Here is a 25,088-nt window from a genome sequence, read left to right as displayed (position 1 = left end):
GCTGCCCGGCGAAGCCGGATTTGCCGCGGCGCGTTGCTGCGATCGGCCAGGGCCCCCGGCCTGCTCTGCGCATACCGTGCGGTGCTTTGCTGTACGTCGCGTCGAGCATCCCCCGCGAGCCTTGACCCGGCTGACAGTCCTGGCGTTCCGGGGCGGGGTTCGAACCACCCGGCTTGGCGACGCCGCTGCGCATCGGACGCCGTACCCCACGGCTCCCGGCCAGGAAGCGCTCAGCAGGTCCTGGGCCCTGTCGTCACATTCCCGTCTGCCTCGCGACGCCATGCACGCACTCTCGCCGCACCGGGCGTGGACCCAAGTACGTCCAGTACGAGGGTCCACGCCCGGCACACCGAGAGCACGCACCTGACGCCGCGAGGCCGCCCTCCGGGCGACGACGGGAATGTGACGACAGGACCTAGCCCTCGACGGGGTGGGCACATCTCCAAGGCCGCCGGGACGTGACCAGCTAAGGGGGCCATCGGGAACGACGTGCGCAGCTCAAGGTGGCTCGCGGGCCGGGACGTACCCAGCCCAGGAGCCTTCGGCGGGACGTCCACAGGTCACGGCGCCCGCGGCCGGGACGAGCACAACTCAAGAGCCCTCGTTCGGGACGAGCACCACCCAAAGCGCCCGAGGCCGCGACGTGCCTAGCCCATGAGCCCGAGGCCAGGACAGGCACCCCAACCCTCAGCCAGAACGAACACAGCCCAAGGCGCCCGGCAAAGGCAGTCAGTCCAAGGCAGCCAGTCCACGGCTCCGGTCAGGAAAGACACCGCCCAACGCCCGCCCCGGACAGCCCCCAAGGCCCCCGGCCAGAAAACGCACAGGGCCCCGGAACCGGCGCAGTTGGTTCCGGGGCCCGGTCAGGGGCGGGGTGGAGCATCCCGCCGTCGGGGATGCTAGATCCGCCGCAGCACTGCCACGACCTTGCCGAGGATGGTTGCCTCGTCGCCGGGAATCGGCTGGTACGCGGAGTTGTGCGGCAGGAGCCACACATGCCCGTCCTCGCGCTTGAAGCGCTTCACCGTGGCCTCGCCCTCGAGCATGGCGGCCACGATGTCGCCGTTCTCCGCGACCGGCTGGCGGCGGACCGTGACCCAGTCTCCGTCGCAGATGGCGGCCTCGATCATCGAGTCACCGACGACCTTGAGGACGAACAGCTCGCCGTCTCCGACCAGCTGGCGGGGGAGGGGGAACACGTCCTCCACCGATTCCTCTGCCAGGATCGGGCCACCGGCGGCGATACGGCCCACGAGCGGGACGTACGACGCGGCCGGCTTGCCTGCCGTATCCGTGGGCTGTGCCGACGACTGGTCGGACCCCCGGACCTCGTACGCGCGCGGGCGGTGCGGGTCGCGCCGCAGGAAGCCCTTGCGCTCCAGTGCCATCAGTTGATGCGCGACCGAGGAGGTGCTGGACAGGCCGACGGCCTGTCCGATCTCGCGCATCGACGGCGGGTAGCCGCGCCGCTGCACGGAGTCCCTGATGACCTCGATCACCCGGCGTTGCCGGTCGGTGAGGCCCGAGCTGTCCGCCCGGATACCTGGAGGTCGGCCCGGCAGAGAACGCTTGGGCCCCTCATGATTCGCAGCTTCGTTCATCGCTTGCACCGGCTCGAGTCGGCCCTGGGAGCGGTCCTGGGCAGTGATGGTGGCACTGTCTGCGGTGGTGGTCACGTCGGCCCCTCTCGATGGTCTCCCTGCTGGACAACGGTAGTTGCTTTCGAAAGGTTGCGCCAAACACACGTTCGAGTGAAAAAGTGTGGATTACCTGTCCTGATCATGTGTCTGGGTGTATGGCTGACGCGGCGTCTGGCGGACACGGGGGCGCATTGCTGTACCCTCCACCGCCGGGGCGACAACCGAGCCGGTCGAGCTGGGCCGCCGCCCAGTCTGCCACCCGGTCTCCCGTCGGCCGGGAACCGCCCCCCTTTTCCTGTGGTGACCACGCTATCTCCGCGTGTCTGGAATCGGTATGGACGTGCGGCACATGCCAATACGTGGGCGACACGCGCGTCATCGGTGAATTTACGCGCCAAGCCCCACATGTAGTGGTTGGATTACGGCAGCAGCCCAGAAGTTGTGGTCCCCCGGGTCTCCGACCCCTCGGCCATCGCCTATGCTGGGGACTGCTTCGAGGGGCCCAAGGGGTCTCCCGAGCTCTATGAGTCGTGCTGTGAAGGAGGGTTGGAGCCATGCACTGCCCCTTCTGCAGGCACCCTGACAGCCGCGTCGTCGACAGTCGTACGACCGATGACGGCACGTCGATCCGCAGGCGCCGCCAGTGCCCCGACTGCTCCCGTCGTTTCACGACGGTGGAGACGTGCTCACTGATGGTGGTCAAGCGCTCCGGCGTGACCGAACCCTTCAGCCGTACCAAGGTCATCAATGGCGTCCGCAAGGCGTGCCAGGGACGGCCTGTCACCGAGGACGCACTCGCTCAGCTCGGCCAGCGGGTCGAGGAGGCGGTGCGGGCCACCGGAAGCGCCGAACTGGCCACCCATGACGTGGGGCTGGCCATACTCGGCCCCTTGCGGGAACTCGACCTCGTCGCCTATCTGCGATTCGCGTCCGTCTACCGGGCGTTCGACTCGCTCGAGGACTTCGAGGCCGCGATCGTGGAACTCAGGGAAGAGACGAGGCAGCGCCCCGCTGCTGACGAGGCGGACGACGAAGACGCCTCCGCGGAGCGCCCGGAAAGCGACCGCGGGTCCGGAGAGACTGTTCAGGTCCCCGTGCCCGCCAGCGCCGCCGACTGACGGGAAGGCCGACTCGGGTCGGCTCGCCGACGGCGACCACAGACCTGTTGCGGGCGCCCGCGTATGCGGCGCGCGCAGCATCAGACACACACCGTGCCACGGGAACAACGAGGCACTTCTGGGCGTTTTAGCCCGATACAGGGAGGCGGCATGACAGAGACGGCGAGCGGTCCGGCACGAGGTTCCCGCACCAAGGGACCCAAGGCCACCAAGGGGCTGCACATCGAGCGCATCCACACCACTCCCGGCGTGCATCCGTACGACGAGGTGGAATGGGCGCGCCGTGACGTCGTCCTGACCAACTGGCGCGACGGCTCGGTCAATTTCGATCAGCGTGGCGTCGAGTTCCCCGACTCGTGGTCGGTGAACGCGGTCAACATCGTCACCAGCAAGTACTTCCGCGGTGCCGTGGGCACTCCGCAGCGCGAGGTGAGCCTCAAGCAGCTCATCGACCGCATCGTGAAGACGTACCGGAAGGCCGGTGAGGACTACAAGTACTTCACCTCGCCCGCCGACGCCGAGATCTTCGAGCACGAGCTGGCGTACGCCCTCCTGCACCAGATCTTCAGCTTCAACTCGCCGGTGTGGTTCAACGTCGGCACGCCGCAGCCCCAGCAGGTCTCCGCCTGCTTCATCCTGTCCGTCGACGACTCCATGGAGTCGATCCTCGACTGGTACAAGGAAGAGGGCATGATCTTCAAGGGCGGCTCCGGCGCCGGCCTGAACCTCTCCCGGATCCGCTCCTCCAAGGAACTGCTCTCCTCGGGCGGCAACGCCTCGGGTCCCGTTTCCTTCATGCGCGGTGCCGACGCGTCCGCGGGAACGATCAAGTCGGGTGGCGCCACGCGCCGCGCGGCCAAGATGGTCATCCTCGACGTCGACCACCCCGACATCGAGGGCTTCATCGAGACCAAGGTGAAGGAAGAGGAGAAGATCCGCGCCCTGCGTGACGCGGGCTTCGACATGGACCTGGGCGGCGACGACATCACGTCCGTCCAGTACCAGAACGCCAACAACTCGGTCCGGGTGAACGACACGTTCATGAAGGCGGTCGAGGCGGGCGGCAAGTTCGGCCTGACCTCCCGTATGACCGGTGAGGTCATCGAGGAGGTCGACGCCAAGTCGCTCTTCCGCAAGATGGCCGAGGCCGCCTGGGCCTGCGCCGACCCCGGCATTCAGTACGACGACACGATCAACGCCTGGCACACCTGCCCGGAGTCCGGCCGGATCAACGGCTCGAACCCGTGCAGTGAGTACATGCACCTGGACAACACGTCCTGCAACCTTGCCTCGCTGAACCTGATGAAGTTCCTTAAGGACGACGGCAAGGGACACCAGTCCTTCGACGTCGACCGGTTCTCGAAGGTCGTCGAGCTGGTCATCACCGCGATGGACATCTCCATCTGCTTCGCGGACTTCCCGACCCAGAAGATCGGCGAGAACACCCGCGCCTTCCGCCAGCTGGGCATCGGTTACGCCAACCTCGGCGCCCTCCTGATGGCGACCGGCCACGCGTACGACTCCGACGGCGGCCGCTCCCTCGCCGGCGCCATCACCTCGTTGATGACCAGCACGTCGTACAAGCGTTCCGCCGAACTCGCCTCGGTCGTCGGCCCGTATGACGGTTACGCCCGCAACGCGCAGCCGCACCAGCGCGTCATGAAGCAGCACTCCGACGCCAACGCCGTGGCCCCTCGCGTGGACGAGCTGGACAGCCCGATCTGGGCCGCCGCCACGGAGGCCTGGCAGGACGTCCTCCACCTCGGTGAGAAGAACGGCTTCCGTAACGCGCAGGCCTCGGTCATCGCCCCGACCGGCACCATCGGTCTCGCGATGTCCTGCGACACCACGGGTCTTGAGCCCGACCTCGCGCTGGTCAAGTTCAAGAAGCTGGTCGGCGGCGGCTCGATGCAGATCGTCAACGGCACCGTTCCGCAGGCCCTGCGCCGCCTGGGCTACCAGGAGGAGCAGATCGAGGCGGTCGTCGCCCACATCGCCGAGAACGGCAATGTGATCGACGCCCCGAGCCTCAAGCACGAGCACTACGAGGTGTTCGACTGCGCGATGGGCGAGCGCTCCATCTCCGCGATGGGCCACGTCCGTATGATGGCCGCGATCCAGCCGTGGATCTCCGGCGCGCTCTCCAAGACGGTCAACCTGCCGGAGACGGCGACCGTCGAGGACGTCGAAGAGGTCTACTTCGAGGCGTGGAAGATGGGCGTCAAGGCGCTCGCGATCTACCGCGACAACTGCAAGGTCGGCCAGCCCCTCTCCGCCAAGACCAAGGACAAGGAGAAGTCCGAGGTCACTGCAAAGGCCGAGGAGACCATCCGTACCGCGGTCGAGAAGGTCGTCGAGTACCGCCCGGTCCGCAAGCGTCTCCCCAAGGGCCGTCCCGGCATCACCACCTCGTTCACGGTGGGTGGCGCCGAGGGCTACATGACCGCCAACTCCTACCCGGACGACGGTCTCGGCGAGGTCTTCCTGAAGATGTCGAAGCAGGGTTCCACCCTCGCCGGCATGATGGACGCCTTCTCCATCGCCGTCTCGGTGGGCCTGCAGTACGGCGTGCCCCTGGAGACGTACGTCTCCAAGTTCACGAACATGCGCTTCGAGCCGGCCGGTATGACGGACGACCCGGACGTGCGGATGGCGCAGTCGATCGTCGACTACATCTTCCGCCGCCTGGCGCTGGACTTCCTGCCCTTCGAGACGCGGTCCGCGCTCGGCATCCACTCCATCGACGAGCGTCAGCGTCACCTGGAGACCGGGTCGTACGAGCCGTCCGACGACGACGTGGACGTCGAGGGCCTCGCCCAGTCCGCGCCCCGCGCGCAGGAACTGAAGGCGGTCATCGCCCCCAAGGCGGAGGTCGCGGTCGAGGCGGTCAAGCCCGCCCCCCAAGAGGTCCACACCAGTGCCGAACTGGTGGAGATGCAGCTGGGCATCCAGGCGGACGCCCCCCTGTGCTTCTCCTGCGGCACGAAGATGCAGCGGGCCGGCTCCTGCTACATCTGCGAGGGCTGCGGCTCGACCAGCGGTTGCAGCTGAGACTGAGCGGAATTGCGTTGGCTGCAACATCCGGCGCATTCGCTGAGCATTGATGACAAGAGGGGCGTCAGCCAGTGGCTGACGCCCCTCTTGGTTGGTCCTGGACGCCTGGTGGCCACGCAGGGGCACCGCCCCTGCGCCTGAGGGGTGAAGGGTTCGACCTCGGCGGGGCTTTGGCGCCCGTGAGGGTCAGGGGGTGGGTGAGGTGGGCCCGAGGATGACCATCGGTTCCGAGGCCTTGGCACGGGCGCGCGCCACCGAGCCGCGACCTCCTCGCGAGTCACTTCCTTGTAGAAGCGCTCCCCGTCGGCGTCGGTGATGTCGATGACGATCCTGTTCCACTCCTCGGCGGGTTCCTCCGGCACCTGCCCGAGCTGGTACTCGGCGTCCCGGAGCAGTTCCTCCGTCACCCGCACACCGGTCAGCCGCTCGGCGAGGGCGAGGACCGCCGCTTTGGTGTCGACGGGTACGCCGGTGTCACCCTCGTCGTCGGAGAGATCGAAACCGACCTCACGCACCACCGAGTTGAGGGCGTCGGGGGTGCTGCCCTCCCTGGCCGTGGGCCACTCGAAGGTGGTCCCAAGCTTCCCGTCCTCGTACCAGTGGAACAGGTCGATGGGCCTGCCTCCGTTGCTGGAGTGCACCACCGCGCACCCGCCCTTCGACGACAGGGCCTCCAGGAAGCGCGGCCGCATCCCGCCGCCGTCGAAGCGCAGGACAACCGTCCAGTCGCCGCTCTCGCCCGGCACGGTGAACGCGCCCGCGATGAAGGACGCGTCCCAGTAGTCCGTCGCGTCGAGCAGTTCGTACTGGCGCTCGATGAGCGGGTCCGCCCCTGTGCACAGGCCCTGCGGCTCCGCCCCTCCATCACCCGCAGCATCTCCCCCGGGGCGACGTCACGCACCAGGGTCAGGGTGTACCCGGCCTCCAGTGCGTGGCGGACAACGGGGAGGAACGTATCCAGGCGTAGTCATGCGCGGTCACCGAAGTCGTGCACCGCAGCCTGCCTGCTGCCACTGACAAGGGCCCGCGAAGCAGGCTCGGTGCGCGTCCTGCTTCGAAGTCACCCTGAGTCCCACTGAAGTCCCCCTGAGCCTTAATGCTGTTCTACGGAGAGGCCTGTTCTGAGAACGCGGTCTCCTAGGCGTCCGTTTCAGGACTCCTCGGGGGTTCCCATGACCCGGGCGAAGGTCGCCGGGTCCGTGTCGTATCCGCGGATGCCGGGGTGGAAAGTCCACTCTCCGGAGTCGTCGCGTACGAACTCCCCGACGGTCGCCGCCGTGGACCCCAGGACGTCGCCGAACTGGTCCTCGGCCAGGACGGTGTAGCCCTCGCGCATGCGCAGGGCAGGGTTCGCCACGCCGACGAACGTCTTGTGGCCGCCGCGCTGTTGGATGAGGACGCCGACCACGACGCGGGCGTAGCGCCTGTCCAGGCGGTTCAGCTCCAGGGTCATGACCTCGTCCCAGCCGAAGCCCTTGCCGTCCTTGCTGTCCCGGTTCAGATAGATGGTGCCGTCCGGGGAGCGACTGTCGAAGTGGACTACGTAGGTGGGTTTTCCGAACGGGTCGGCCGCCGGATAGGTCGCCGCGATGATGTCGAGATCGGTCGCGGGCTCGCCTACGGGGCTCGGGTCCCACTTCACCGCGAGCTCGACCTTGCGGATGCCTTTGTTGAGACCGTTCAACAGATCTCTCCTCCCGGTTCCCCATGTGCTTCCCGACTCAACTGGTGTGAAATCAGGGTTGGTTGTCCATCGTGCCACGCGCGCCGGGGCGCTCGCGCGGATGTCCTGCGCCGGAGCGTGACCGGCGCCACGTTCCGTGGCCTTACGATGGCGCGGTGCTGGTCAAGTGGATTCGCTGCACCGTGGTCGACCGCCGCGGTTTCGAGCGGGGGCAGCGAAAGTGGGCGGGGCTTCTGGGCGAGCCTGGTTTCCGGGGACAGGGCGGGGGGTGGAGCCGGGAGCGGTCCGGCGTCGCGCACGTTTTCGCCTTCTGGGAGAGCCGTGCCTTCTACGACTCCTTCATGGCCCGTTCCCACGACAGGCTCGCCGCGACGCAGTCGGGCACCTTCAAGGATTCCCAGGTCAAGCTGTTCGATCACCGTTTCGATGTGAAGACGGGCTTCGAGCCACGCTTCACGGACACCGACGTGGTGCGGGTGGCCCACTGCCGTATCCGCGAGGAACGGGCCGAGCATTTCGCCCTGATGCAGGAGAAGGTCTGGAACCCCGCGATGGCGGGCTCGCCCGGCATGGTGCGGGGCCTGTTCGGCGAGGCACCAGGACATGAGTTCCTGATCCTCTCCATGTGGCAGTCGGCCGCCGAGCACGGCAAATACCGCTCCGAGCGGGTGGAACGGCTCGCGTTGCGTGCTCAGACGGAGGCCGACGTGGTTGCCCTCGCGGGCGACATCGTGGAGCTGGAGCCCGGCTGGACGGTCTGACGGAGCCCCTGCCGCGCGCCCCGATGTGTGCCGGTCTTGTGTGACCTACGCCGTATGGAGCCTGTACGAGTGCTCGATCGGGGGTCACCCCATTTAGGGTCTTGGCATGGTACGACCACGGCGCATCGTTCTTGTCCGGCACGGCGAGTCAACGGGCAACGCCGATGACACCGTGTACGAACGCGAGCCCGACCATGCCCTGGGGCTCACCGAGCGGGGCTGGCGGCAGGCGGAGGAGACCGGAAAGCGGCTGCGGGAGGCGTTCGGCCGCGAGAGCGTAAGCGCTTACGTCTCCCCGTACCGCCGTACGCACGAGACGTTCCGCGCCTTTCACCTCGACCCGGAGCTCGTACGGGTCCGCGAGGAGCCTCGGCTGCGCGAGCAGGACTGGGGAAACTGGCAGGACCGCGACGACGTACGCCTTCAGAAGGCATACCGGGACGCGTACGGGCACTTCTTCTACCGCTTCGCGCAGGGTGAGTCCGGCGCCGATGTGTACGACCGGGTCGGCGGCTTCCTGGAGAGCCTGTACCGGAGCTTCGAGGCGCCCGACCACCCACCGAACGTGCTTCTGGTGACACATGGCCTCGCCATGCGGCTGTTCTGCATGCGCTGGTTCCACTGGACGGTCGCGGACTTCGAATCGCTGTCGAATCCGGGGAACGGAGAATCCCGGATGCTCGTCCTCGGCGAGGACGGCAGGTACACGATTGACCGGCCCTTCGAACGCTGGCGCGATCCGGAACCGTACTGAATCACCGGATAGAGTGGCAGGGCGATGACCGCTGACTCCTCTTCCCCCGGACGCCTGGACCGTGCCATGGCCAGCCTGCGTGGACTCGCGGTGGGGGACGCGCTGGGCTCGCAGTTCTTCGTGCCCGCGAACTACCCGCTGCTGAAGCGCCGCGAACTGCCGCCCCGGCCCTGGCAGTGGACCGACGACACCGAAATGGCCGCCTCCGTAGTGGCCGTTCTGGCCACCCACGACCGCATCGACCAGGACGAGCTGGCCCGGTCCTTCGCCGAGCACCATGACTTCGACCGGGGCTACGGGCCCGCGGTCAACCGGCTGCTGAGGCTGGTCAGGGAGGGTGGCGACTGGCGAGAGCTGTCGGCCGCCCTCTTCAACGGACAAGGTTCGTGGGGCAACGGCGCCGCGATGCGCATCGCCCCTCTGGGCGCCTGGTACGCGGACGATCCGGAGCAGGCCACGCACCAGGCCGAGATCTCCGCGTACCCCACACACCAGCACCGAGAGGCCGTGGTCGGCGCCATGGCCGTCGCGGCGGCCGCGGCGCTGGCCGCCGACCCGGCCGGCCCGCCGAGCGCCGAAGCCCTGCTCGACGGCGTCATCGCGCTCGTCCCGCGCAGCGCCGTCGGTGCCGGGCTGCGGCGCGCCCGGGACATGCTCGACTACGCCGACGCCGCCACTGTGGCCGCGGTCCTCGGCTGCGGCCGACGTACGACGGCCCACGACACGGTTCCCTTCGCCCTCTGGTCGGCGGCCAGGGCCCTCGGTGACTACGAAGAAGCCTTCTGGGCGACTGCCCAGGTGGGCGGCGACATGGACACGACCTGCGCCATCGTGGGCGGCGTCGTCGCCTCCGGGAAGGCGGGAGCGCCGCCGGGGGCGTGGCTGGAGTGGACAGAAGGGCTTCCGGGCTGGATGCCGGAGGCGGCGTACGGCCGTCGGATGACGCGCGGGGCGTAGGGCCCAGCACGCTGACGGGCGTGGCACTGGGCTGCGGGGAGAGAGCATCGCCGGGTGCCTGGGCCTCTGCGGCCTGCTGCGTGAGCCTCTGGAAGGCGATCCGCCTCCGGTGAGCCCCGGGACCGCCGGCGGTCCTCTCCGGGGCGCGTGCGCCGCACGGACCGCCGCGGCCGCCTCTGTCACAGGCTTGCTACAGCGCCACTGCCACGGTCTGGAGCGGGTGGGCCGCGGATACCCTTTCCGCCACGCCGCCTGTTGATCATGCCGGGTGTGCACCGACAAGACACCGGTCACCAGTCCCACCCGCCTTCCGCCGAAGCGGCGTGCCGTGGGCTGCGTCACGGCCGGCAGGGAGGGGGTTCCGTGTCCGACATACCGTCGACGTCCGAGCCGAGGGAGCGGGAGACCACGCGGCCGGGAGATGACGAGCCCGATGCGCCGGAGAGCTTCGGGTCGGGCGGAAATCGTGGCCCTGAAGACGCCGTCCCGGAATCTGAGTCCAGGTCCGCCGCCAGGTCCGTCGCCCGGTCCTCCGCCAAGGGGGATGCGGCCGAGGACGACGAGGACGACGAGGACGCCGACTGGGACCAGCCGTTGCCTGTCCCCTGGCTGGCCGATCTCCAGGTGACGGCACCCGCCCCGGTGCGTACGGCCACACTGTGGGCCGTGCTGGCCACCGGACTGCTCAGCATGCTGCTCCTGGGTGACGGCCTGGCGCTCAACCTCGTGCTGCTCGCGATCCCGGCCGCGCTCGCCGCGTACTTCGCCGCCCAGGCCGCGGGACGACGCCCGCGCGCGTGGGCGCTCGTCTGGGGCCTCGGCGGAATCGCTCTGCTGTTCGTACCCGCTCTGCGCGACGCGGGCTGGCCTTCGTTCCTGGCCGTGGCCGCCGCGGTCGCGCTGGGCTCGATGGCGCTGCACGGCGGCCGTACCTGGCCCGCTGTCCTGCTGGGGCCCATCGGCGTGCTCAACTCCCTGGTCACCGGCCCTGCCTGGGGCTGGCGCGGGCTGCGCGAACGGTCCGGTGGTACCCGCGGCAACCTGGGCGCGGTGCTGCGCGCGCTCGCCGTGACCGCGGTCCTGCTGCTGGTCTTCGGGGCGCTGTTCGCGGGTGCTGACGCGGCCTTCGCGGATCTGCTCGGTGAGCTGGTGCCTGACACCTCCGTCTCCGGCGGACCCTGGCGCCTGCTGCTTCTGCTGCTCGGCCTGGTCGGCGCGCTCGCGGTGGCCCACACGGCCGCCGCGCCCGTCCAGTGGGACCGGGTCGAGGTGCCCGCGGGCCGGCCTCGCGGCCGAGTCGAGTGGGCGCTGCCGCTGATCGTGCTCACCGCGCTGTTCGCGGCCTTCAACGCCGTCCAACTCGCCGTGCTCTTCGGCGGATACGACGCCGTACTGGAGAAGACCGGCCAGACGTACGCCGAATACGCGCGCCAGGGCTTCTGGCAGTTGCTCCTCGTCACGCTCCTGACCCTGCTCGTCATCGTCTTCGCCCTGCGCTGGGCGCCGCGCGACGGCGGAGGTGACCGGAAGCTGGTGCGCGGCGTGCTGGGAACCCTGTGCGCGCTGACGCTCGTTGTCGTGGCATCGGCCGTGCGGCGTATGGACATGTATGTGGACGCTTATGGACTGACGCGGCTGAGGGTCTCCGTGGTCGCCGTGGAGCTCTGGCTGGGCCTGGTCATCGTTCTCATCATGGCGGCCGGTGTGTGGGGCGCTCGCTGGTTGCCGCGTGTGGTCGCGGCGAGTGCGGCCGCGGGTGTACTCGCGTTCGGGCTGGTGTCGCCCGACGGCCTGATCGCCGAGCGCAACGTCCAGCGGTACGAGGACACCAGCAAGGAGGGCGTCGGCAAGTTCGACCTCAACTACGCACAAGGCCTGTCCGCCGACGCCGTACCCGCCCTCGACGCACTGGAGGAGCCGCTGCGATCGTGTGCGCTGCGGTCCATCGCCGCAGACCTGGAGGGTGGCGACGCCCCCTGGTACGCGACCAGTTGGGGCGAGGCGCGTGCCCGGGACATCCTCCGCGACCGGCCGGTGTCGAAGGACGTGGACTGGAGTACGTGCTACGAGTTGAGTGACGACTTCATGTACCGGTGAACTCCTATGGCCTATGGCGGTGAACTCATGTACCGGTGAGCTCATTTGCCGGTGGACTCGTGCACCGGTGAGCTCATATTTGCCGGTGGACTCGTGCATGGGCGAGGTCGGCTGCTGCGGATGGCCGGACCGGTGTTCGCGCCGTCGATCCAGAGACCCTGGCCCGGTCATCCGCAGCCTGTGTGTCAGCCTCCGGCGGGTCCTGCCGTGCCTGCCGTGCCGGAGAGGGCCTCCAGGTCGCTCTTGCGGACCCGGATCACCAGCGTCGCGGTGGCCAGGGCGAGCAGGGCCATCGCGACGGCCGGGATGAAGGCGGTGGAAATGCCGTTGGCGAGAACTTCGTGCCCCCAGGGAGCCGGCAGTTGCTGTGTCCTGGCGAACTCGGCCTTCTGTTCGGCCGAGGCGTTCGCCATGAAGTCCGGGATCTGTTTCTCCGCCTCGTCCCGGCTGGCCGAGCCGAAGACCGTGGTCAGGATGGAGAGTCCGAGCGAGCCGCCGACCTGTTGCGTGGTGTTGAGCAGGCCCGAGGCCGCGCCCGCCTCGTGGGCGGCGACTCCGGATACCGCGGTGACGGTCAGCGTGACGAAGTTCAGCCCCATACCGAAGGCGAACAGCAGCATCGGGCCGAGCACCCCACCGACGTACGAACTGTCGGGGTTGATGAAGGTCTGCCAGCCGAGTCCGAGTGCGACGAGAGCCGAACCGACGAGCATGAACGGCTTTGGTCCCAGGACCGGCAGGAACCGCTGGGACAGACCCGCGCCGATCGCGATGGCGACCGTCACCGGAAGGAAGGCCAGGCCTGCCTCGATCGGCGTGTAGGACAGGACGTTCTGTACGAACAGGACGATGAAGAAGAACATGCCGAACATGGCCGCCGCAAGGCTGAGCATGATCACGTACGTGCCCGAGCGGTTGCGGTCGGCGAACATCCTCAGCGGGGTGATCGGTTCCTTGGCCCGCATCTCGATGAACACGAAGGCCGCCAGCAGTACCACCGAGGCACCGAAGGAACCGATGGTGAGGCTGTCCCGCCAGCCTTCCTCCGCGGCGCGGATGAACCCGTACACCAGGGCGGCCATTCCGGCCGTCGAGGTGAGCGCGCCGAAGATGTCGAAGCGTCCGGGATGACGTTCGGACTCGCTGATGTACAGCGGTGTGAGTACGGCGATCAGTACGCCGATGGGCACGTTGACGAAGAGCACCCAGCGCCAGTCGAGCCATTCGGTGAGCATGCCGCCCGCGAGGAGTCCGATGGCGCCGCCGCCGGCCGAGACGGCTGCGAAGACGGCGAAGGCCCTGTTCCGCTCCGGGCCTTCGGGGAACGTCGTGGTGATGAGGGCCAGCGAGGTGGGCGACGCGATCGCGCCACCGACCCCCTGGAGGGCGCGTGCGGCCAGCAACTGCCAGGGTTCCTGGGCGAATCCGCCGAGCAGCGAGGCGAGCGTGAAGAGCAGGATGCCGGTCATGAAGACCCGGCGCCGACCGAGGATGTCACCCGCACGCCCGCCGAGAAGCAGCAGGCCACCGAAGGTGAGGGTGTACGCGCTGACCACCCATGTGAGATCGGTCGTACTGAACCTGAGCGCGTCTTGAATGTGCGGGAGGGCGATGTTCACAATCGTCGCGTCGAGTACCACCATGAGTTGGCAGGCCGCGATGACGGTGAGCGCGATGCCGGGATGTCCCTCCCGGCGGGCCGCTCCTGGTTTTGGGCCGTTCTGTATCAACTGAGAGGTTGTCACCATGGGTCCCCCACAAGTGCGTTAGTGAACGCTCGCGTTCACTGTTGCGTCAACGGTAGTGAGTCCCCGACAGTGAACGCAAGCGTTCACTGAAGTCTCTGCCGAGTGGCGTCACGCGACTGCGCTCCCTCCCCGTACGTCCCCTCCCTCATGCTCAACGGAGACACTCAGATGACCATTTCGCGTTGGACGGCCGCACCCGCTCAGCCGGCCTCCCCGCGTCGACGCGGGGCCGTGCTCGAACGGGCGATCCTCGAGGCCGCGCTGGAACAGCTCAGTACGGTCGGCTGGAACGGCCTCACGATGGAGGGCGTCGCCGCGCGCGCTCGGACCGGCAAGGCCGCCGTCTACCGGCGCTGGCCCTCGAAGGAGGACCTCGTCGCGGACGCGCTCCAGGCCGGGCTGCCGAGCCTGACGGACGCGCCCGACCTGGGGGGAGTACGGGAGGACCTGTTGGAGCTGTGCCGGCGGGTGCGTGACGCGATGTTCTCGCAGCCTGGGCATGCACTCCGGTCGGTGCTTTACGAATGCGATGTCGCTCAGGCCGAGCGCTTCCACGCCGTGATCCTCGGCGGGGTCATCGAGCCGACCCTGCATATTCTACGAGAGGTCATCCACCGGGGAATTGGGCGCGGAGAGGTGCGGCCCGAGGCGGCGAACCCGTATGTCTTCGACGCCATCCCGGCGATGATGATGTACCGCTCCAAGGTGTGCGCGAGCGAATGGAACGACCGTGATCTGGAGGAGATGGTCGACCAGCTGATGGTCCCGCTGCTGCGCGGGACGGCTGTCTGACCGGCCTCGGTCGAACCGGCTCGGGGACCCTGTTCAGGACGCCCCGGGCGACCTTGCCCAAGAGGCCCGGGTGGCCTCGCGCAAGGTCTCAGGCCGGCCTCGCGGGGGAGGTCGTGGTCGCTCGGGGGACCGGGTGTCGGGAGGTGCTTCGGGCGGCGTAGTCTGATTACGCCATGCCGTACGAACCTCCCACCCACACCGTCGAGCGCTCCCTCCGCGCCACGACCGGAGCGAAGATCATTGCCGGTGTCGACGAGGTGGGGCGCGGCGCTTGGGCCGGCCCGGTCACCGTCTGCGCCGCCGTCACGGGTCTGCGCCGTCCCCCCGAAGGGCTCACCGATTCCAAACTGCTGACCGTCAAGCGCCGTACAGCGCTCGCTGTCGTGTTGGAGGAGTGGGTGACGTCGTACGGCCTCGGTCATGCCTCTCCGGAGGAGATCGACCAGCTGGGGATGACGGCCGCCCAGCGGCTCGCCGCCGTACGCGCACTGGAAGCGCTGCCGGTGCGTCCCGACGCGGTCATCCTCGACGGGAAGCACGACTACCTCGGCTCGCCCTGGCGGGTCCGTATGGTGATCAAGGGCGACCAGTCCTGCGTGTCCGTCGCGGCGGCCTCGGTGATCGCCAAGGTTCAGCGCGACAAAATGATGGCCGAACTGGGTGTCGACCATGCAGACTTCGGTTTTGCGGCCAACGCCGGTTATCCGTCGCCGGTGCACAGGGCCGCGCTGGAGGATCGGGGCCCCACCCCGTACCACCGGCTGTCGTGGGCGTATCTTGATGCGCTGCCCCAGTGGCGGCACCTCAAGAAGGTTCGCAGCTGGGCGGACGGAAGCGTTCCGGAGATCGAGGGCCAGCTCGGCTTCGATTTCTGACGATTCCGCTCGCACTCATGTGCCACCCGCCGACGCGATTCGCACCGGCGTTTGATAGATATCAGCTCATGCCTCTCATTCCCGAGGAGCCTCAGATTCACGAGAGTGCCCAGGGTCCCCGCGCTACTCCGGCCAGTGGCCGCACAGCGCCGACCCCCCGTCCCGTACCCGGCCCCCGTCCCGCGGCTCCGCCGCGTCCCGGCCGTCCGGGTCCTGTCCGGCCGATGCCGGCCCAACGCACCCCGCACGAGCCGGTCGTGGCCGCTCCGGGGCCGTCCGCCCCGGCGGCCGCTCCCGCTGCCGCCGCCACTCCCCGGATCCAGCTCATCCCGGCCTCGGCCGAGGGCGCGCTGGACGCCGCCGAAGAAGCCGTCGACCTGCTGTTGGAGTCGGGCCGTGCCCCCGGGGAGGTGCTGGTGATCACCACCGGCGAACCGCACCCGTGGGCCGCGCACGAACTCTCCTTCGGCGAGACCGCGTACTGGGCGCAACACGACGCCGGCGACGACGTCTTTTACGCCGACGCCTCAGTCGCGGGCCGGGCCGCGTCCCGTCCCGTGGTCGTGGTCGCCGTCAACGGCGGTTCCGACACGGTCGCCACCACCGCGCTGCCCCTGGCCCTCGGTCGGGCCGGTGCCCTGCTGATCGTCTGCGGTGACGCGCAGACGATCAACTCGGTGCTGGGCGCGGGGGTCTGAGCACGCTCCGGACGCCGTCCGGGGCGCGCGCTCGGCGCACTTGCTCGGGGGGACACTGAGGGTGCCGCTGCGGCGGTACCTGTCCGGTGGTCATCCTGACGTGCGCCGATGATGGCTGAGCGCGTGGTCTGTTGTCGGCGGTGTCCGACAAGTGCGCTGTTCACAGGCTTGGCCGGCACGCCAGGGGCTCTTCCGCGCCCTTGGCACGGGGGAGTGCCGGCGACTTCCACGTGCGTCGGTACGGGGGCGGGCGTACGACTGTGGGACTCCCTGAGATGTGCTTCAGGACGTCGTTCTCTCCTGGCCGGTTCTGCCGGGTCTTCCTCGTGCATGCCTTGCCGTACGTCGTCGGCGGCGTGCCGGGGAGATCGTTCGCGCCCGCTTGGACGGACGTCGGCAGGCGCCCCCGGCCCCGGCGTCTGGTTGCCGCGGCCTCAGCGGGCGGCCGCCCGGCGCAGTACCTCCGACGCGGCGCCGCCGGTGCGCGGCAGTGGCGGCAGTGCCTCCACCGCGCTGAAGGACTCCGGAGGTGAGTCCGTGTTCGGACGGCGTCCGCCACGGCCCTCGCCGAGGACCTGCCAGCCGTCACGCGTCAGCGTGATGTACGCCCCGCAGCGCAGTCCGTGGAGCGTGCAGGCGTCCCGCAGTCCCCACATCCACGCCCCGTCCTCCTCCGTCCAACGCGCGTCGCCGTCACGGCAGTAGAGCAGCACGGCCGTCCGCACCGGCGTGCGCCGTCGCAGGTCGTGCGGGATGACCCGGCGCAGCTGCGCGAGCAGCGCGTTGCGGAACATCCAGCCGTCGGCCGGAGCCGAACGCCGAGTGAACGACGCGCTTGCCGTCAGCCGCTCCTCCGGGTCGAGGACGGCCACGATCGCGGTCGCGGGCCGTGGCCGGTGCCGCTCGTGCAGCCCGCTGACGACCTCACGAGGGTTACGCAACAGCGGAATCCCTGCGGAGGCCCATTCGGCGGGTTCGAGCATCCTGACCAGCGGGTCGGCGGAAGCGGCGGACAGATCGGCAGACGTCGACATGGATGCCGCCGAGGACGGAGCGAATCCGAAGGTCACGTTCCTCCCTTCGGCTACGCGCCCACACTGCGGGCGGGGGTCGGACTTGGGGGAGCGCGCCGCGGCACAGCCCTACCGGACCACCGATGAGGCATGCGGGGAGCGATCCCAATTCTTCCTGTCGAACTGGGATGCGGCAACGAGCAATTGGGGCCACCGACCGTATTCCGGCGATAGGTCGCCTATATCCCTGCCCACTGTTCTTGGCGGCGACACCGGAGTCACGCTTGCACGGCGAGGACCAGCGGCAACACCACCGGCGCACCGGCTCGTCGCAGCATGCGCGCGGCCACGGCGAGTGTCCAGCCGGTTTCCGTTCCGGCGTCCTGAAGCAGGACGGGACCGCCCGCCTTGCGACGTGGTGTCACGCTGGGTGAGTTCGCTGATTGTCAGTGGCATCCGGTTGCATGGGGGCATGGACAACCTGGAACTCCGCGCAGAAGCCGATGCCATCCTCGCTGAGCTCGTCGGTGGCCCCGGGGGGTCGGCACGGCTGCGCGAGGACCAGTGGCAGGCGGTGGCGGCCCTGGTGGAGGAACGTCGGCGTGCGCTGGTGGTGCAGCGCACCGGCTGGGGCAAGTCGGCGGTGTACTTCGTGGCCACCGCTCTGCTGCGGCGGCGGGGCGCCGGACCCACGGTGATCATCTCGCCGTTGCTTGCCCTGATGCGCAACCAGGTCGAGTCGGCGGCGCGGGCCGGGATCCAGGCGCGCACGATCAACTCGGCCAACCCGGAGGAGTGGGACACCATCTACGGGGAGGTCGAGCGCGGCGAGACCGACGTGCTCCTCGTGAGTCCGGAACGTCTTAATTCCGTGGATTTCCGCGACCAGGTGCTGCCCAAGCTCGCAGCGACGACCGGATTGCTGGTGGTCGACGAGGCGCACTGCATTTCCGACTGGGGCCACGACTTCCGCCCCGACTACCGCAGGCTGCGGGCGATGCTGGCCGAGCTGCCCGCCGGTGTGCCGGTGCTGGCCACCACCGCGACCGCCAACGAGCGGGTTACCGCGGATGTGGCTGAGCAGTTGGGCACCGGCGCCGGTGAGGCCCTGGTGCTGCGCGGTCCGCTGGAGAGGGAGAGCCTGCGCCTGGGTGTGGTCCAGTTGCCGGATGCCGCGCACCGCCTGGCGTGGCTCGCCGAGCACCTGGACGAGTTGCCGGGCTCCGGGATCATCTACACCCTCACTGTCGCCGCGGCCGAGGAGGCCACCGCCTTTCTGCGTCAGCGCGGCTTCCGCGTGGCGTCGTACACCGGGAAAACGGAGAACGCCGACCGCCTGCAGGCCGAGGTCGATCTCCAGGAGAACCGGGTCAAGGCGCTGGTCGCGACGTCGGCGCTGGGCATGGGTTACGACAAGCCGGACCTCGGATTCGTGGTGCATCTGGGTTCGCCGTCCTCGCCGATCGCTTACTACCAGCAGGTGGGGCGTGCGGGGCGTGGTGTGGCCCACGCTGATGTGCTGCTGCTGCCGGGGCGGGAGGACGAGGCCATCTGGCGCTACTTCGCCGATACCGCCTTCCCGCCCGAGGTGCAGGTCCGGCAGACTCTCTCGGCCCTTGCCGACGCGGGACGGCCACTGTCCGTGCCGGCCCTGGAGGCGGCCGTGGATCTTCGGCGCAGCCGTCTGGAGTCGATGCTGAAGGTGCTGGATGTCGACGGCGCGGTGAAGCGGGTGAAGGGCGGTTGGACGGCCACGGGAGCAGAGTGGGTGTACGACGCCGAACGGTACGCCTGGGTGGCCAAGCAGCGGGCGGCCGAGCAGCAGGCCATGCGCGACTACGTGAGCACGTCCCAGTGCCGGATGGAGTTCCTGCGCCGGCAGCTGGACGACGAGGGCGCGATCCCGTGCGGCCGGTGCGACAACTGCGCGGGAGCCTGGATCGATTCCTCCGTTTCGGCGGAGACGTTGACAGGAGCGACCGAGGAACTCGACCGCCCGGGGGTGGAGGTTGAGCCGCGCCGGATGTGGCCGACGGGGATGGCCGCACTGGGCATCGACCTCAAGGGGCGCATCCCGGCCAGGGAACAGTGCTCCACCGGGCGTGCCCTGGGCAGGCTCTCGGACATCGGCTGGGGCAACCGGCTGCGCCCACTGCTGGCTGAGAACGCGCCGGACGGGCCGGTCCCCGATGATGTCCTGCGGGCCGCGGTGGCGGTCCTGGCCGACTGGGCGCGCTCTGCGGGGGGCTGGGCGTCGGACACCCCGGATGCCTCTGCCCGGCCGGTAGGAGTCGTCGCCGTGCCGTCCCTGTCCCGCCCGCAGCTGGTCGGCTCCCTCGCCCAGGGAATCGCGACCGTCGGCCGCCTCCCGTTTCTGGGCACCCTGACGTACACCGGGCCGAGCGACGCGCACGTGGTACGTCGCAGCAACTCCGCCCAACGTCTCAGGGCACTGTCCGACGCCTTCGCCGTCCCCGAGGAGTTGGCGGCTTCCCTCGCAGGCTCTCCGGGCCCGGTGCTGCTCGTGGACGACTACACCGACTCCGGCTGGACCCTCGCAGTCGCTGCCCGGCTGCTCCGCAGGGCGGGCGGCGGGGATGTTCTTCCGTTGGTGCTTGCTGCGGCGGGCTGAGCTTTCCTCAGGGGAGTTCCGTCGCCTGTGGCCGGGTTCGGTCGCTATGCATTCCGGATGGAATTGCACACTTCAATGAGGCGGTCGGGTATGTGCCAGGGTTATTGCGGCGCTGTCGGCAGGCCACGCCCTTCCTGAGGTTTCCCGGAAAGTCCGGACGGTCTCAGTGGCTGGGGCGGACGGCGTCGAATCCCTGTGAAGTTCGACGAATGTATCCCACGTGCCGGGAATGGTGTCGGCGTGGAGAGCGCTGGACCCGCTCCATTCGAGCGAGTCGTTACCGAGGGAGCAGCGGCCGTTCATCGTTCACCTCTGCTAAGAGTCGAAGGAGGCTGAACGTGTCGGACGCGTGGCTGTCCACCAGCAGGGCGCTCTTCCACCGGAGTTCGCCCCTTTTCACTCCGGGAGCGCATCGAATCCTGCCATCGGCGCGTAAGGGAGGGGAAGGAGGAGCGAGGTGATTTCATGGTGGGCAACACTGCAGACATATTGTGTACACACAGAGGCCGGTGGAGCGGGAAACCTGCCCGGCCCGGTGCGTCCTCGCACCGTCTGTAGCACTACTCGCTCCACAGGCGGAGCCCGCAGAGCCGGATGATTTCGGCCAGGTGGGTGGCTGGACGAGGGCGGGCGAGGTGACGGACGGGGATGCAGGGTTGTCCGTGCCGCGGGGTGGTCCACACGTCTGCCGGTCCACGCCCTGATCACCGCAAGCTTGCGGCCCGCGACGCCGACCTGCGCAGACGCAAACGACGCCGACCGATGTGGGCAGTCGTGAGGCACGACTGGGGTCCCCGGACAGAGTTCCGGGGGAGGGTGTGCCTGCCCCCGGGGCCGGGCCCGTCGACCGGGACGCCGGCCTCGGGGGCCTGAGTCGGACTACTCGGTCACTTCGTGGCCGTTGCGCCGACGTCGGCGCGGCCGCTGTCCGTCTGGATGGTGACGGCCGGCCTCGTCAGGGAGCTGAGGTCGTGCGCGTACGTGCCCACCGAGTTGGCGATGACGTCGGTGTTTATGTCGAACGCCTTCATGCTGATGTTCTCGATGGTGTCGTGGGCCGTCTGATAGTTGGCGTCGAACGCGACACCCGCCGTACCCCCGAACTTCGCTGCCTGGGCAGGCGTCTTGATCGCCTCCGCGCCGCTGAACGTACCGCCGGAGGGGATGCCGGCGTCGACGAAGGGGCCGTAGTCGAAGCGGCTGACGAACGGCGTGCCCTCGGGCGACAGACCCCGATTGCCGAGGAACTCCGTGATGCCGCGCTCGAGTTGGGCCGAGCCCTGCGGTACGACCTGCGAGTTGGCACCGTCCGAGCCGTCCCCGTCCAGCACGAACAAGCCGTAGTTCGGCGAGGCGATCATTTCGAAGTGCAGGTAGAGCTTGATCTCCTGCTTCGCGAGCGCCGTCAGGTGCGAGACGTAGTGATCGGAGCCGACCAGGCCGCTTTCCGTGGCCGACCACCAGGCGAAGCGCACCTTGTTGCGCGGGTGCTTCTCCTCCTTGGCCAGCTTCAGTGCGACGTCGAGCAACCCGGCGGAGCCGGAGCCGTCGTCGTTGATGCCCGGGCTCGCCGGCACCGTGTCCAGCTGGGCGCCGAGCATCACGGTGTTGGCGGCGTTGCCGCCCGGGGTCTCGGCGATGACGTTGTTCGTGGAGCGCTTCTCCTGGAACTGGCGGATCTCGAAGGAGATGCTCACCGGCCCCTGGGCGGCGTCCGCGGCGAGCCTCTCGCCGTCCGCCTTGCTGAGGCCGCCGGTGGGGATCTTGGCGGCCGCCGGGTCGCCGAGAGTGCCTGACAGCGGGCCGTACCCGGCGTCGATGTTGTTGTAGATGATGGCGCCGACCGCGCCCGCGGCGGCGGCCTGTTCCTGCTTGGCGGCGAAGGCGCAACCGCCGCGCCTGATCAGGGCGATCCTGCCGGTGAAGCCGCCGGTGGCGTAGTCGCCGGACTCACAACCGGTGCTGCCGTCGGCGTCGACCGGGACGGCGGCCAGGTCGGCCGTGATGCCGCCCACCGGCGTCGACGTGGTGTACGTCATGGCCTTGATCTGGAGGTCGCCCGGTGCGGGCGAGAGGACAGTGAGCTTCTCGGCCAGTGTCTGCGTGTAGACGAACTCGAACTCCTGGTACGAGACGCGGTAGCCGGCCTTTTGCAGCTGCTTGTAGACGTAGGCCGCCGCCGCGTCGTGCCCCGGGGAGCCGGCGACGCGATCGCCGCCCGTCGAGTCGGCCAACTGCTGGAACTTCTGAAGGTACTTGTAGGCGTCCTTGGCGGACGCTTCACGAACGAGCGCCTTCGAGAGCCTGGCGGCGTCCTTGCCCGGGTCGTCCTTGTGGGCCGAAGCGGGCGAGGTGGAGGCCATCAGGAGCGGTATCGAGAGGGTGACCGCGGCCAGAGTGGCCGTGGCTCTTCGACGGGATGCGTGCACAGAGGTCCTTCCCGGTGCGAACAAGGTTGAGAGGAAGTTAGCGATCTTCAGCCCGTTCTGCGAACAGATGTGCCACAACTACGTAATTTGTCGCGCTGTTGATCATCATCTCGCTGTAGACAGTCGCTGTGGCCGGTCAGGGTTCGTGCAGGCGGTCGCGACCCGGCCGGGTGTCTGCCGGGCCGGGCACCCGTGGGCCCACGCCCGTGGTTCGGGCCGGAAGCCCGGCCCGAACCCTTTGCCCTGGCATCGCGGCATGTGAAAGCTCGTCGGCATTCAAGAAATCATTTACCAGTGCAATCCTGCGTACGTTTCGGCAGGGTCATGGTGTCCTTGCCGCAGTGTCCGGCGACGTTCACCCGTCATTCGGTTTGCGCTCGGATGTCTTCGGTCTCGACCGGAAGTCGATATACCGGACGCCCGTGACTGTCCGATTCCTTTCGGCGGATTTGTGCCGCTGGTCAATGGTGCGAGAGGTTTCCAGGGGGTCGCTTGACGTTCTTTAGGCGGTGCGGCAGGATCATGGCGAATCTCCGACCTTTCTCCTTGTTTTTATCGTCCGGGTGACGAGGGAGCCAGGTCAGGGGAATCGGGGGAGGGGGAGGCGTGTCCGACACGTCGGTAGGGGAAAATCTTTGGAAAGATTCTTGCGTCGAAGACATGAGGCTGGCCGCGGAATTACTCGCTTGTGAGCCTGAGTTGCTCGATATCTATCGGAGCGGACTCGTCGAGCAGGAGAATCCGCTGGGGATCAATGCGGAAGCGTGGGATTCCTGCCGTGACCAGGTCAGTGGAATCCTGTCCGAGTGCCGCTCCGCGCTGGAGAACGATGGCGGGGCTGCGCTCGACCGGCGATCCCCGCAGCAAGCGCGTCTTTCGAGGGGAACCCGGATCGCTCAGGGAACCGTGCCGGTCCAGGCCGTCCATGCAGGGTCCCTGCTGGTCCAGCTCGTGGCGGAGTTCCTGGAGCGGTTGTCCCTCACGGGCCGTCCGTACAGCGGCCGGAGTCTGATGAGACTGATGGCGATGCTCCAGGCGGCGGTCACACGCCGCTTCGAGGGATCCGGCGAAGGAGGAGAAGGAGCAGACGGGTATGGCCCGTCCCTGCTCGACGTCCCACGGGACTCCACCATCCAGAGCTGCGGCTCAATGGCGCGGGAGGTTCACGACCGCATCGGCAGCGCGGCCAGCCTTGCCCTGCGCCAGTTGGAACTCTACGAACTCGCCCGGAACGTCTCCTCGGCGACGGACCCCCGGCTGGACAGCCTGAAGCAGGCGATCCTGGAGACGATGCACGGCACCCGGGACATCGTGACCGAACTGCGTACCCGCGCGCACCCCGTCGGTTCTCTGGAGACGGCGCTGTCCGCCTTCGTCACCGCGATGGAGATCGACGAACCCGTCGTGGACATCCGGATCGAGGACTTCGACGAACCCCTGCCGGAAACCATCGGGGACAACCTCTTCCTCGTCCTGCGTGAATGTCTGCGCAATGCCCTGGCGCACGCCCGGGCCTCCCGCGTGACCCTTTACGTGCGAAGTGACGCGCGTCGTCTACGCGCGTCCGTGACCGATGACGGAGTCGGTCTCCCTGAGGAGCGGAAGTTCGGCAACGGCCTTGCCTCCATGGCGGAACGGATCCGATCGCTCGGCGGCCGGATGGAGATCAAGAGTGCTCCCGGGTGCGGCACCACCCTTGAGTTCTCGGTACCGATGGGCGAGGCCTGGCATGCGGTCGGCTGATGAGCAAAGGCTGTTGGGGACGGGCGAGCCGATTCGTATCGTCGCGGTCGACGATCACTCGCTGTTGCGCGGTGCCCTCTGCCAGCTTCTCCATGCGGAGGACGACCTGTGCGTCGTGGGCGAGGCCGACACGTCCGAGGGGCTCGGCGACCTGGTGGAGAGCAGTGGAGCGCATGTCGTGCTGCTCGATGTCGAGATGCCCAACCACCATGCGCCCACCGTGGTCAGCGAACTGACCGCGCGCTTCCCGCGTCTGCGCGTGCTGATGCTGTCGATGTACGGCGATGGACCGCTCGTGCACGAGTTGCTCGCCCGCGGCGCCCACGGCTATCTGCACAAGAGCACCCCTTGCGCATCGCTGCTGTCCGCCATCCGCGGCGCCGTGGCCCCCAACCCGCAGGTCATGGTCGCCCTTCAGGGCAGCGTGATTCCGGAAACCGCCTTCCGCGGCGCCGGGCAATCCCTCTCGCCCCGTGAACGAGAGGTCCTCACGCATGTCGCCGACGCGCTGAGCAACCGCCAGATCGCCCATGAGCTGGGCATCACCGAGGCAACGGTGAAGCGACACCTGCGGAACATCTTCGAGAGACTCGGCGCGGCCTCTCGTATCGAAGCCGTCAACAAGGCCGTGGACGCCCGGCTCATCGAGTCGGCGAGAAAGGGCAGGTGACCTCATGGTCACCGAAGCGTCGGGCATGCCGTACAGCCGGTGCGCATACTCCTTTAGGAGCATGCCCGATGCTCCTTCAGAGGCCTGGTGTCAGTCCGATGTCAGGATTACATTCGCAGGCATGCCTCAAGTGACGCTCTGCGAGACGCACAAGAGCGGCGATGTTGACCATCGATTCGCAAGTGACACGATCAAGTGTCCCTCGGGGCGCGAACTAGCCGCACTTTCCTGTCGGGGAGTCACGACACGCGGCGCGGTTCTTCCCCCTGACGCCTGTCACGGGTGACCGCGACGGCCGGCCTGACCAGCCTCGGCCTTCAGCGACGTCCTGAACCCCGGGCAGGCCTCCGGCCCGGTGCTGCCGGGTGGTTGGGCAATGTGGCCCTCACCTGTCCCGGTGCCCCGGGCGCCTGACCTTCCTGA

At 68.5% G+C, this 25,088-nt stretch carries 18 protein-coding genes and 1 pseudogene; 12 read left to right on the top strand and 7 right to left on the bottom strand.

The features are described 5' to 3' along the window. Positions 1–899: 899 nt before the first annotated feature. Entirely contained in the window at positions 900–1,676 is a 777-nt protein-coding gene (gene lexA / locus ACIPC1_RS22440; RefSeq protein WP_365426069.1) for a transcriptional repressor LexA, read from the bottom strand. A 518-nt stretch (positions 1,677–2,194) separates the two neighbouring features. Here lexA and nrdR point away from each other — a divergent pair. Together nrdR and ACIPC1_RS22430 are read left to right on the top strand one after the other, a co-directional pair. Further along, positions 2,195–2,758 (top strand): transcriptional regulator NrdR, encoded by a 564-nt coding sequence (gene nrdR, locus ACIPC1_RS22435; RefSeq protein ID WP_402519383.1) that lies wholly within the window; start codon positions 2,195–2,197, stop codon positions 2,756–2,758. Between the two features lie 150 nt (positions 2,759–2,908). Then, entirely contained in the window at positions 2,909–5,809 is a 2,901-nt protein-coding gene (locus ACIPC1_RS22430; protein ID WP_402519381.1) for a vitamin B12-dependent ribonucleotide reductase, read from the top strand. Here the strand turns inward: ACIPC1_RS22430 and ACIPC1_RS22425 are convergent. Both ACIPC1_RS22425 and ACIPC1_RS22420 read right to left on the bottom strand, forming a co-directional pair. Next, positions 5,767–6,689, bottom strand: a pseudogene (locus ACIPC1_RS22425) (DUF6461 domain-containing protein). The gene ACIPC1_RS22430 and the pseudogene ACIPC1_RS22425 sit on opposite strands and share 43 nt — an antisense overlap. A gap of 273 nt (positions 6,690–6,962) precedes the next feature. Continuing rightward, positions 6,963–7,496, bottom strand: coding sequence for a TerD family protein (locus ACIPC1_RS22420; RefSeq protein ID WP_402519380.1), 534 nt, complete (start codon positions 7,494–7,496; stop codon positions 6,963–6,965). 155 nt (positions 7,497–7,651) lie between these two features. Here ACIPC1_RS22420 and ACIPC1_RS22415 point away from each other — a divergent pair, with 155 nt between their 5' ends. From ACIPC1_RS22415 to ACIPC1_RS22400, 4 genes are all read left to right on the top strand, one after another. Beyond that, entirely contained in the window at positions 7,652–8,257 is a 606-nt protein-coding gene (locus ACIPC1_RS22415; RefSeq protein WP_402519379.1) for a YdbC family protein, read from the top strand. Positions 8,258–8,363: 106 nt separating this feature from the next. Then, positions 8,364–9,011, top strand: coding sequence for a histidine phosphatase family protein (locus ACIPC1_RS22410; protein ID WP_402519377.1), 648 nt, complete (start codon positions 8,364–8,366; stop codon positions 9,009–9,011). Between the two features lie 24 nt (positions 9,012–9,035). Next, positions 9,036–9,968: an ADP-ribosylglycohydrolase family protein gene (locus ACIPC1_RS22405; RefSeq protein ID WP_402519376.1), complete on the top strand. Its 933-nt coding sequence runs from the start codon at positions 9,036–9,038 to the stop codon at positions 9,966–9,968. 363 nt (positions 9,969–10,331) lie between these two features. Beyond that, positions 10,332–12,065 (top strand): DUF4153 domain-containing protein, encoded by a 1,734-nt coding sequence (locus tag ACIPC1_RS22400; protein WP_402519374.1) that lies wholly within the window; start codon positions 10,332–10,334, stop codon positions 12,063–12,065. A 185-nt stretch (positions 12,066–12,250) separates the two neighbouring features. On the opposite strand, the gene ACIPC1_RS22395 is transcribed toward ACIPC1_RS22400, so the two are convergent. Further along, on the bottom strand, positions 12,251–13,810 hold the full coding sequence (locus ACIPC1_RS22395; protein ID WP_402519572.1) for an MFS transporter: 1,560 nt from the start codon (positions 13,808–13,810) through the stop codon (positions 12,251–12,253). A gap of 171 nt (positions 13,811–13,981) precedes the next feature. Here ACIPC1_RS22395 and ACIPC1_RS22390 point away from each other — a divergent pair, with 171 nt between their 5' ends. The 3 genes from ACIPC1_RS22390 (at position 13,982) to ACIPC1_RS22380 (ending at position 16,178) form a co-directional block, all read left to right on the top strand. Continuing rightward, a complete protein-coding gene (locus tag ACIPC1_RS22390; RefSeq protein WP_402519373.1) occupies positions 13,982–14,605 on the top strand; it encodes a TetR/AcrR family transcriptional regulator in 624 nt (207 codons plus the stop codon). Between the two features lie 173 nt (positions 14,606–14,778). Next, the gene (locus tag ACIPC1_RS22385; protein WP_402519371.1) at positions 14,779–15,480 is read left to right on the top strand and encodes a ribonuclease HII; all 702 of its coding nucleotides are present in this window, start codon (positions 14,779–14,781) and stop codon (positions 15,478–15,480) included. Between the two features lie 68 nt (positions 15,481–15,548). Beyond that, positions 15,549–16,178: a hypothetical protein gene (locus ACIPC1_RS22380; protein WP_402519370.1), complete on the top strand. Its 630-nt coding sequence runs from the start codon at positions 15,549–15,551 to the stop codon at positions 16,176–16,178. Positions 16,179–16,612: 434 nt separating this feature from the next. Here ACIPC1_RS22380 and ACIPC1_RS22375 read toward each other — a convergent pair whose 3' ends face one another. Together ACIPC1_RS22375 and ACIPC1_RS22370 are read right to left on the bottom strand one after the other, a co-directional pair. Next, positions 16,613–17,248: a hypothetical protein gene (locus ACIPC1_RS22375; RefSeq protein WP_402519368.1), complete on the bottom strand. Its 636-nt coding sequence runs from the start codon at positions 17,246–17,248 to the stop codon at positions 16,613–16,615. Between the two features lie 221 nt (positions 17,249–17,469). Next, complete coding sequence (locus ACIPC1_RS22370) at positions 17,470–17,616, bottom strand: hypothetical protein (protein ID WP_402519593.1); 147 nt, start codon at positions 17,614–17,616, stop codon at positions 17,470–17,472. A gap of 47 nt (positions 17,617–17,663) precedes the next feature. Here ACIPC1_RS22370 and ACIPC1_RS22365 point away from each other — a divergent pair, with 47 nt between their 5' ends. Then, complete coding sequence (locus tag ACIPC1_RS22365) at positions 17,664–19,823, top strand: RecQ family ATP-dependent DNA helicase (RefSeq protein ID WP_402519570.1); 2,160 nt, start codon at positions 17,664–17,666, stop codon at positions 19,821–19,823. Positions 19,824–20,710: 887 nt separating this feature from the next. Here the strand turns inward: ACIPC1_RS22365 and ACIPC1_RS22360 are convergent. After that, on the bottom strand, positions 20,711–22,252 hold the full coding sequence (locus ACIPC1_RS22360; RefSeq protein ID WP_402519366.1) for a M28 family peptidase: 1,542 nt from the start codon (positions 22,250–22,252) through the stop codon (positions 20,711–20,713). 606 nt (positions 22,253–22,858) lie between these two features. Between ACIPC1_RS22360 and ACIPC1_RS22355 the strand changes: the two genes are divergently transcribed. Beyond that, positions 22,859–23,995: a sensor histidine kinase gene (locus ACIPC1_RS22355; RefSeq protein WP_402519364.1), complete on the top strand. Its 1,137-nt coding sequence runs from the start codon at positions 22,859–22,861 to the stop codon at positions 23,993–23,995. After that, positions 23,982–24,665 carry a LuxR C-terminal-related transcriptional regulator gene (locus tag ACIPC1_RS22350; RefSeq protein WP_402519363.1) on the top strand — a complete coding sequence of 228 codons (684 nt, stop codon included), beginning with the start codon at positions 23,982–23,984 and terminating at the stop codon, positions 24,663–24,665. Before ACIPC1_RS22355 ends, ACIPC1_RS22350 begins: the two co-directional genes overlap by 14 nt. Positions 24,666–25,088 lie beyond the last annotated feature (423 nt).

The sequence above is a fragment of the Streptomyces sp. NPDC087263 genome (assembly GCF_044744645.1).
Lineage (GTDB): Bacteria > Actinomycetota > Actinomycetes > Streptomycetales > Streptomycetaceae > Streptomyces.
Note: the sequence above shows the minus strand (reverse complement) of the source record. Positions and strands in the feature narration are given on the sequence as shown.

What these genes read in the sequence shown, in the direction of transcription:
- ACIPC1_RS22380 (WP_402519370.1), top strand. Translation starts at nt 15,549, where the DNA reads ATGCCTCTCATTCCCGAGGAGCCTCAGATTCACGAGAGTGCCCAGGGT.
- ACIPC1_RS22405 (WP_402519376.1), top strand. Translation starts at nt 9,036, where the DNA reads ATGACCGCTGACTCCTCTTCCCCCGGACGCCTGGACCGTGCCATGGCC.
- ACIPC1_RS22430 (WP_402519381.1), top strand. Translation starts at nt 2,909, where the DNA reads ATGACAGAGACGGCGAGCGGTCCGGCACGAGGTTCCCGCACCAAGGGA.
- ACIPC1_RS22410 (WP_402519377.1), top strand. Translation starts at nt 8,364, where the DNA reads ATGGTACGACCACGGCGCATCGTTCTTGTCCGGCACGGCGAGTCAACG.
- ACIPC1_RS22390 (WP_402519373.1), top strand. Translation starts at nt 13,982, where the DNA reads ATGACCATTTCGCGTTGGACGGCCGCACCCGCTCAGCCGGCCTCCCCG.
- ACIPC1_RS22385 (WP_402519371.1), top strand. Translation starts at nt 14,779, where the DNA reads ATGCCGTACGAACCTCCCACCCACACCGTCGAGCGCTCCCTCCGCGCC.
- ACIPC1_RS22350 (WP_402519363.1), top strand. Translation starts at nt 23,982, where the DNA reads ATGCGGTCGGCTGATGAGCAAAGGCTGTTGGGGACGGGCGAGCCGATT.
- nrdR (WP_402519383.1), top strand. Translation starts at nt 2,195, where the DNA reads ATGCACTGCCCCTTCTGCAGGCACCCTGACAGCCGCGTCGTCGACAGT.
- ACIPC1_RS22365 (WP_402519570.1), top strand. Translation starts at nt 17,664, where the DNA reads ATGGACAACCTGGAACTCCGCGCAGAAGCCGATGCCATCCTCGCTGAG.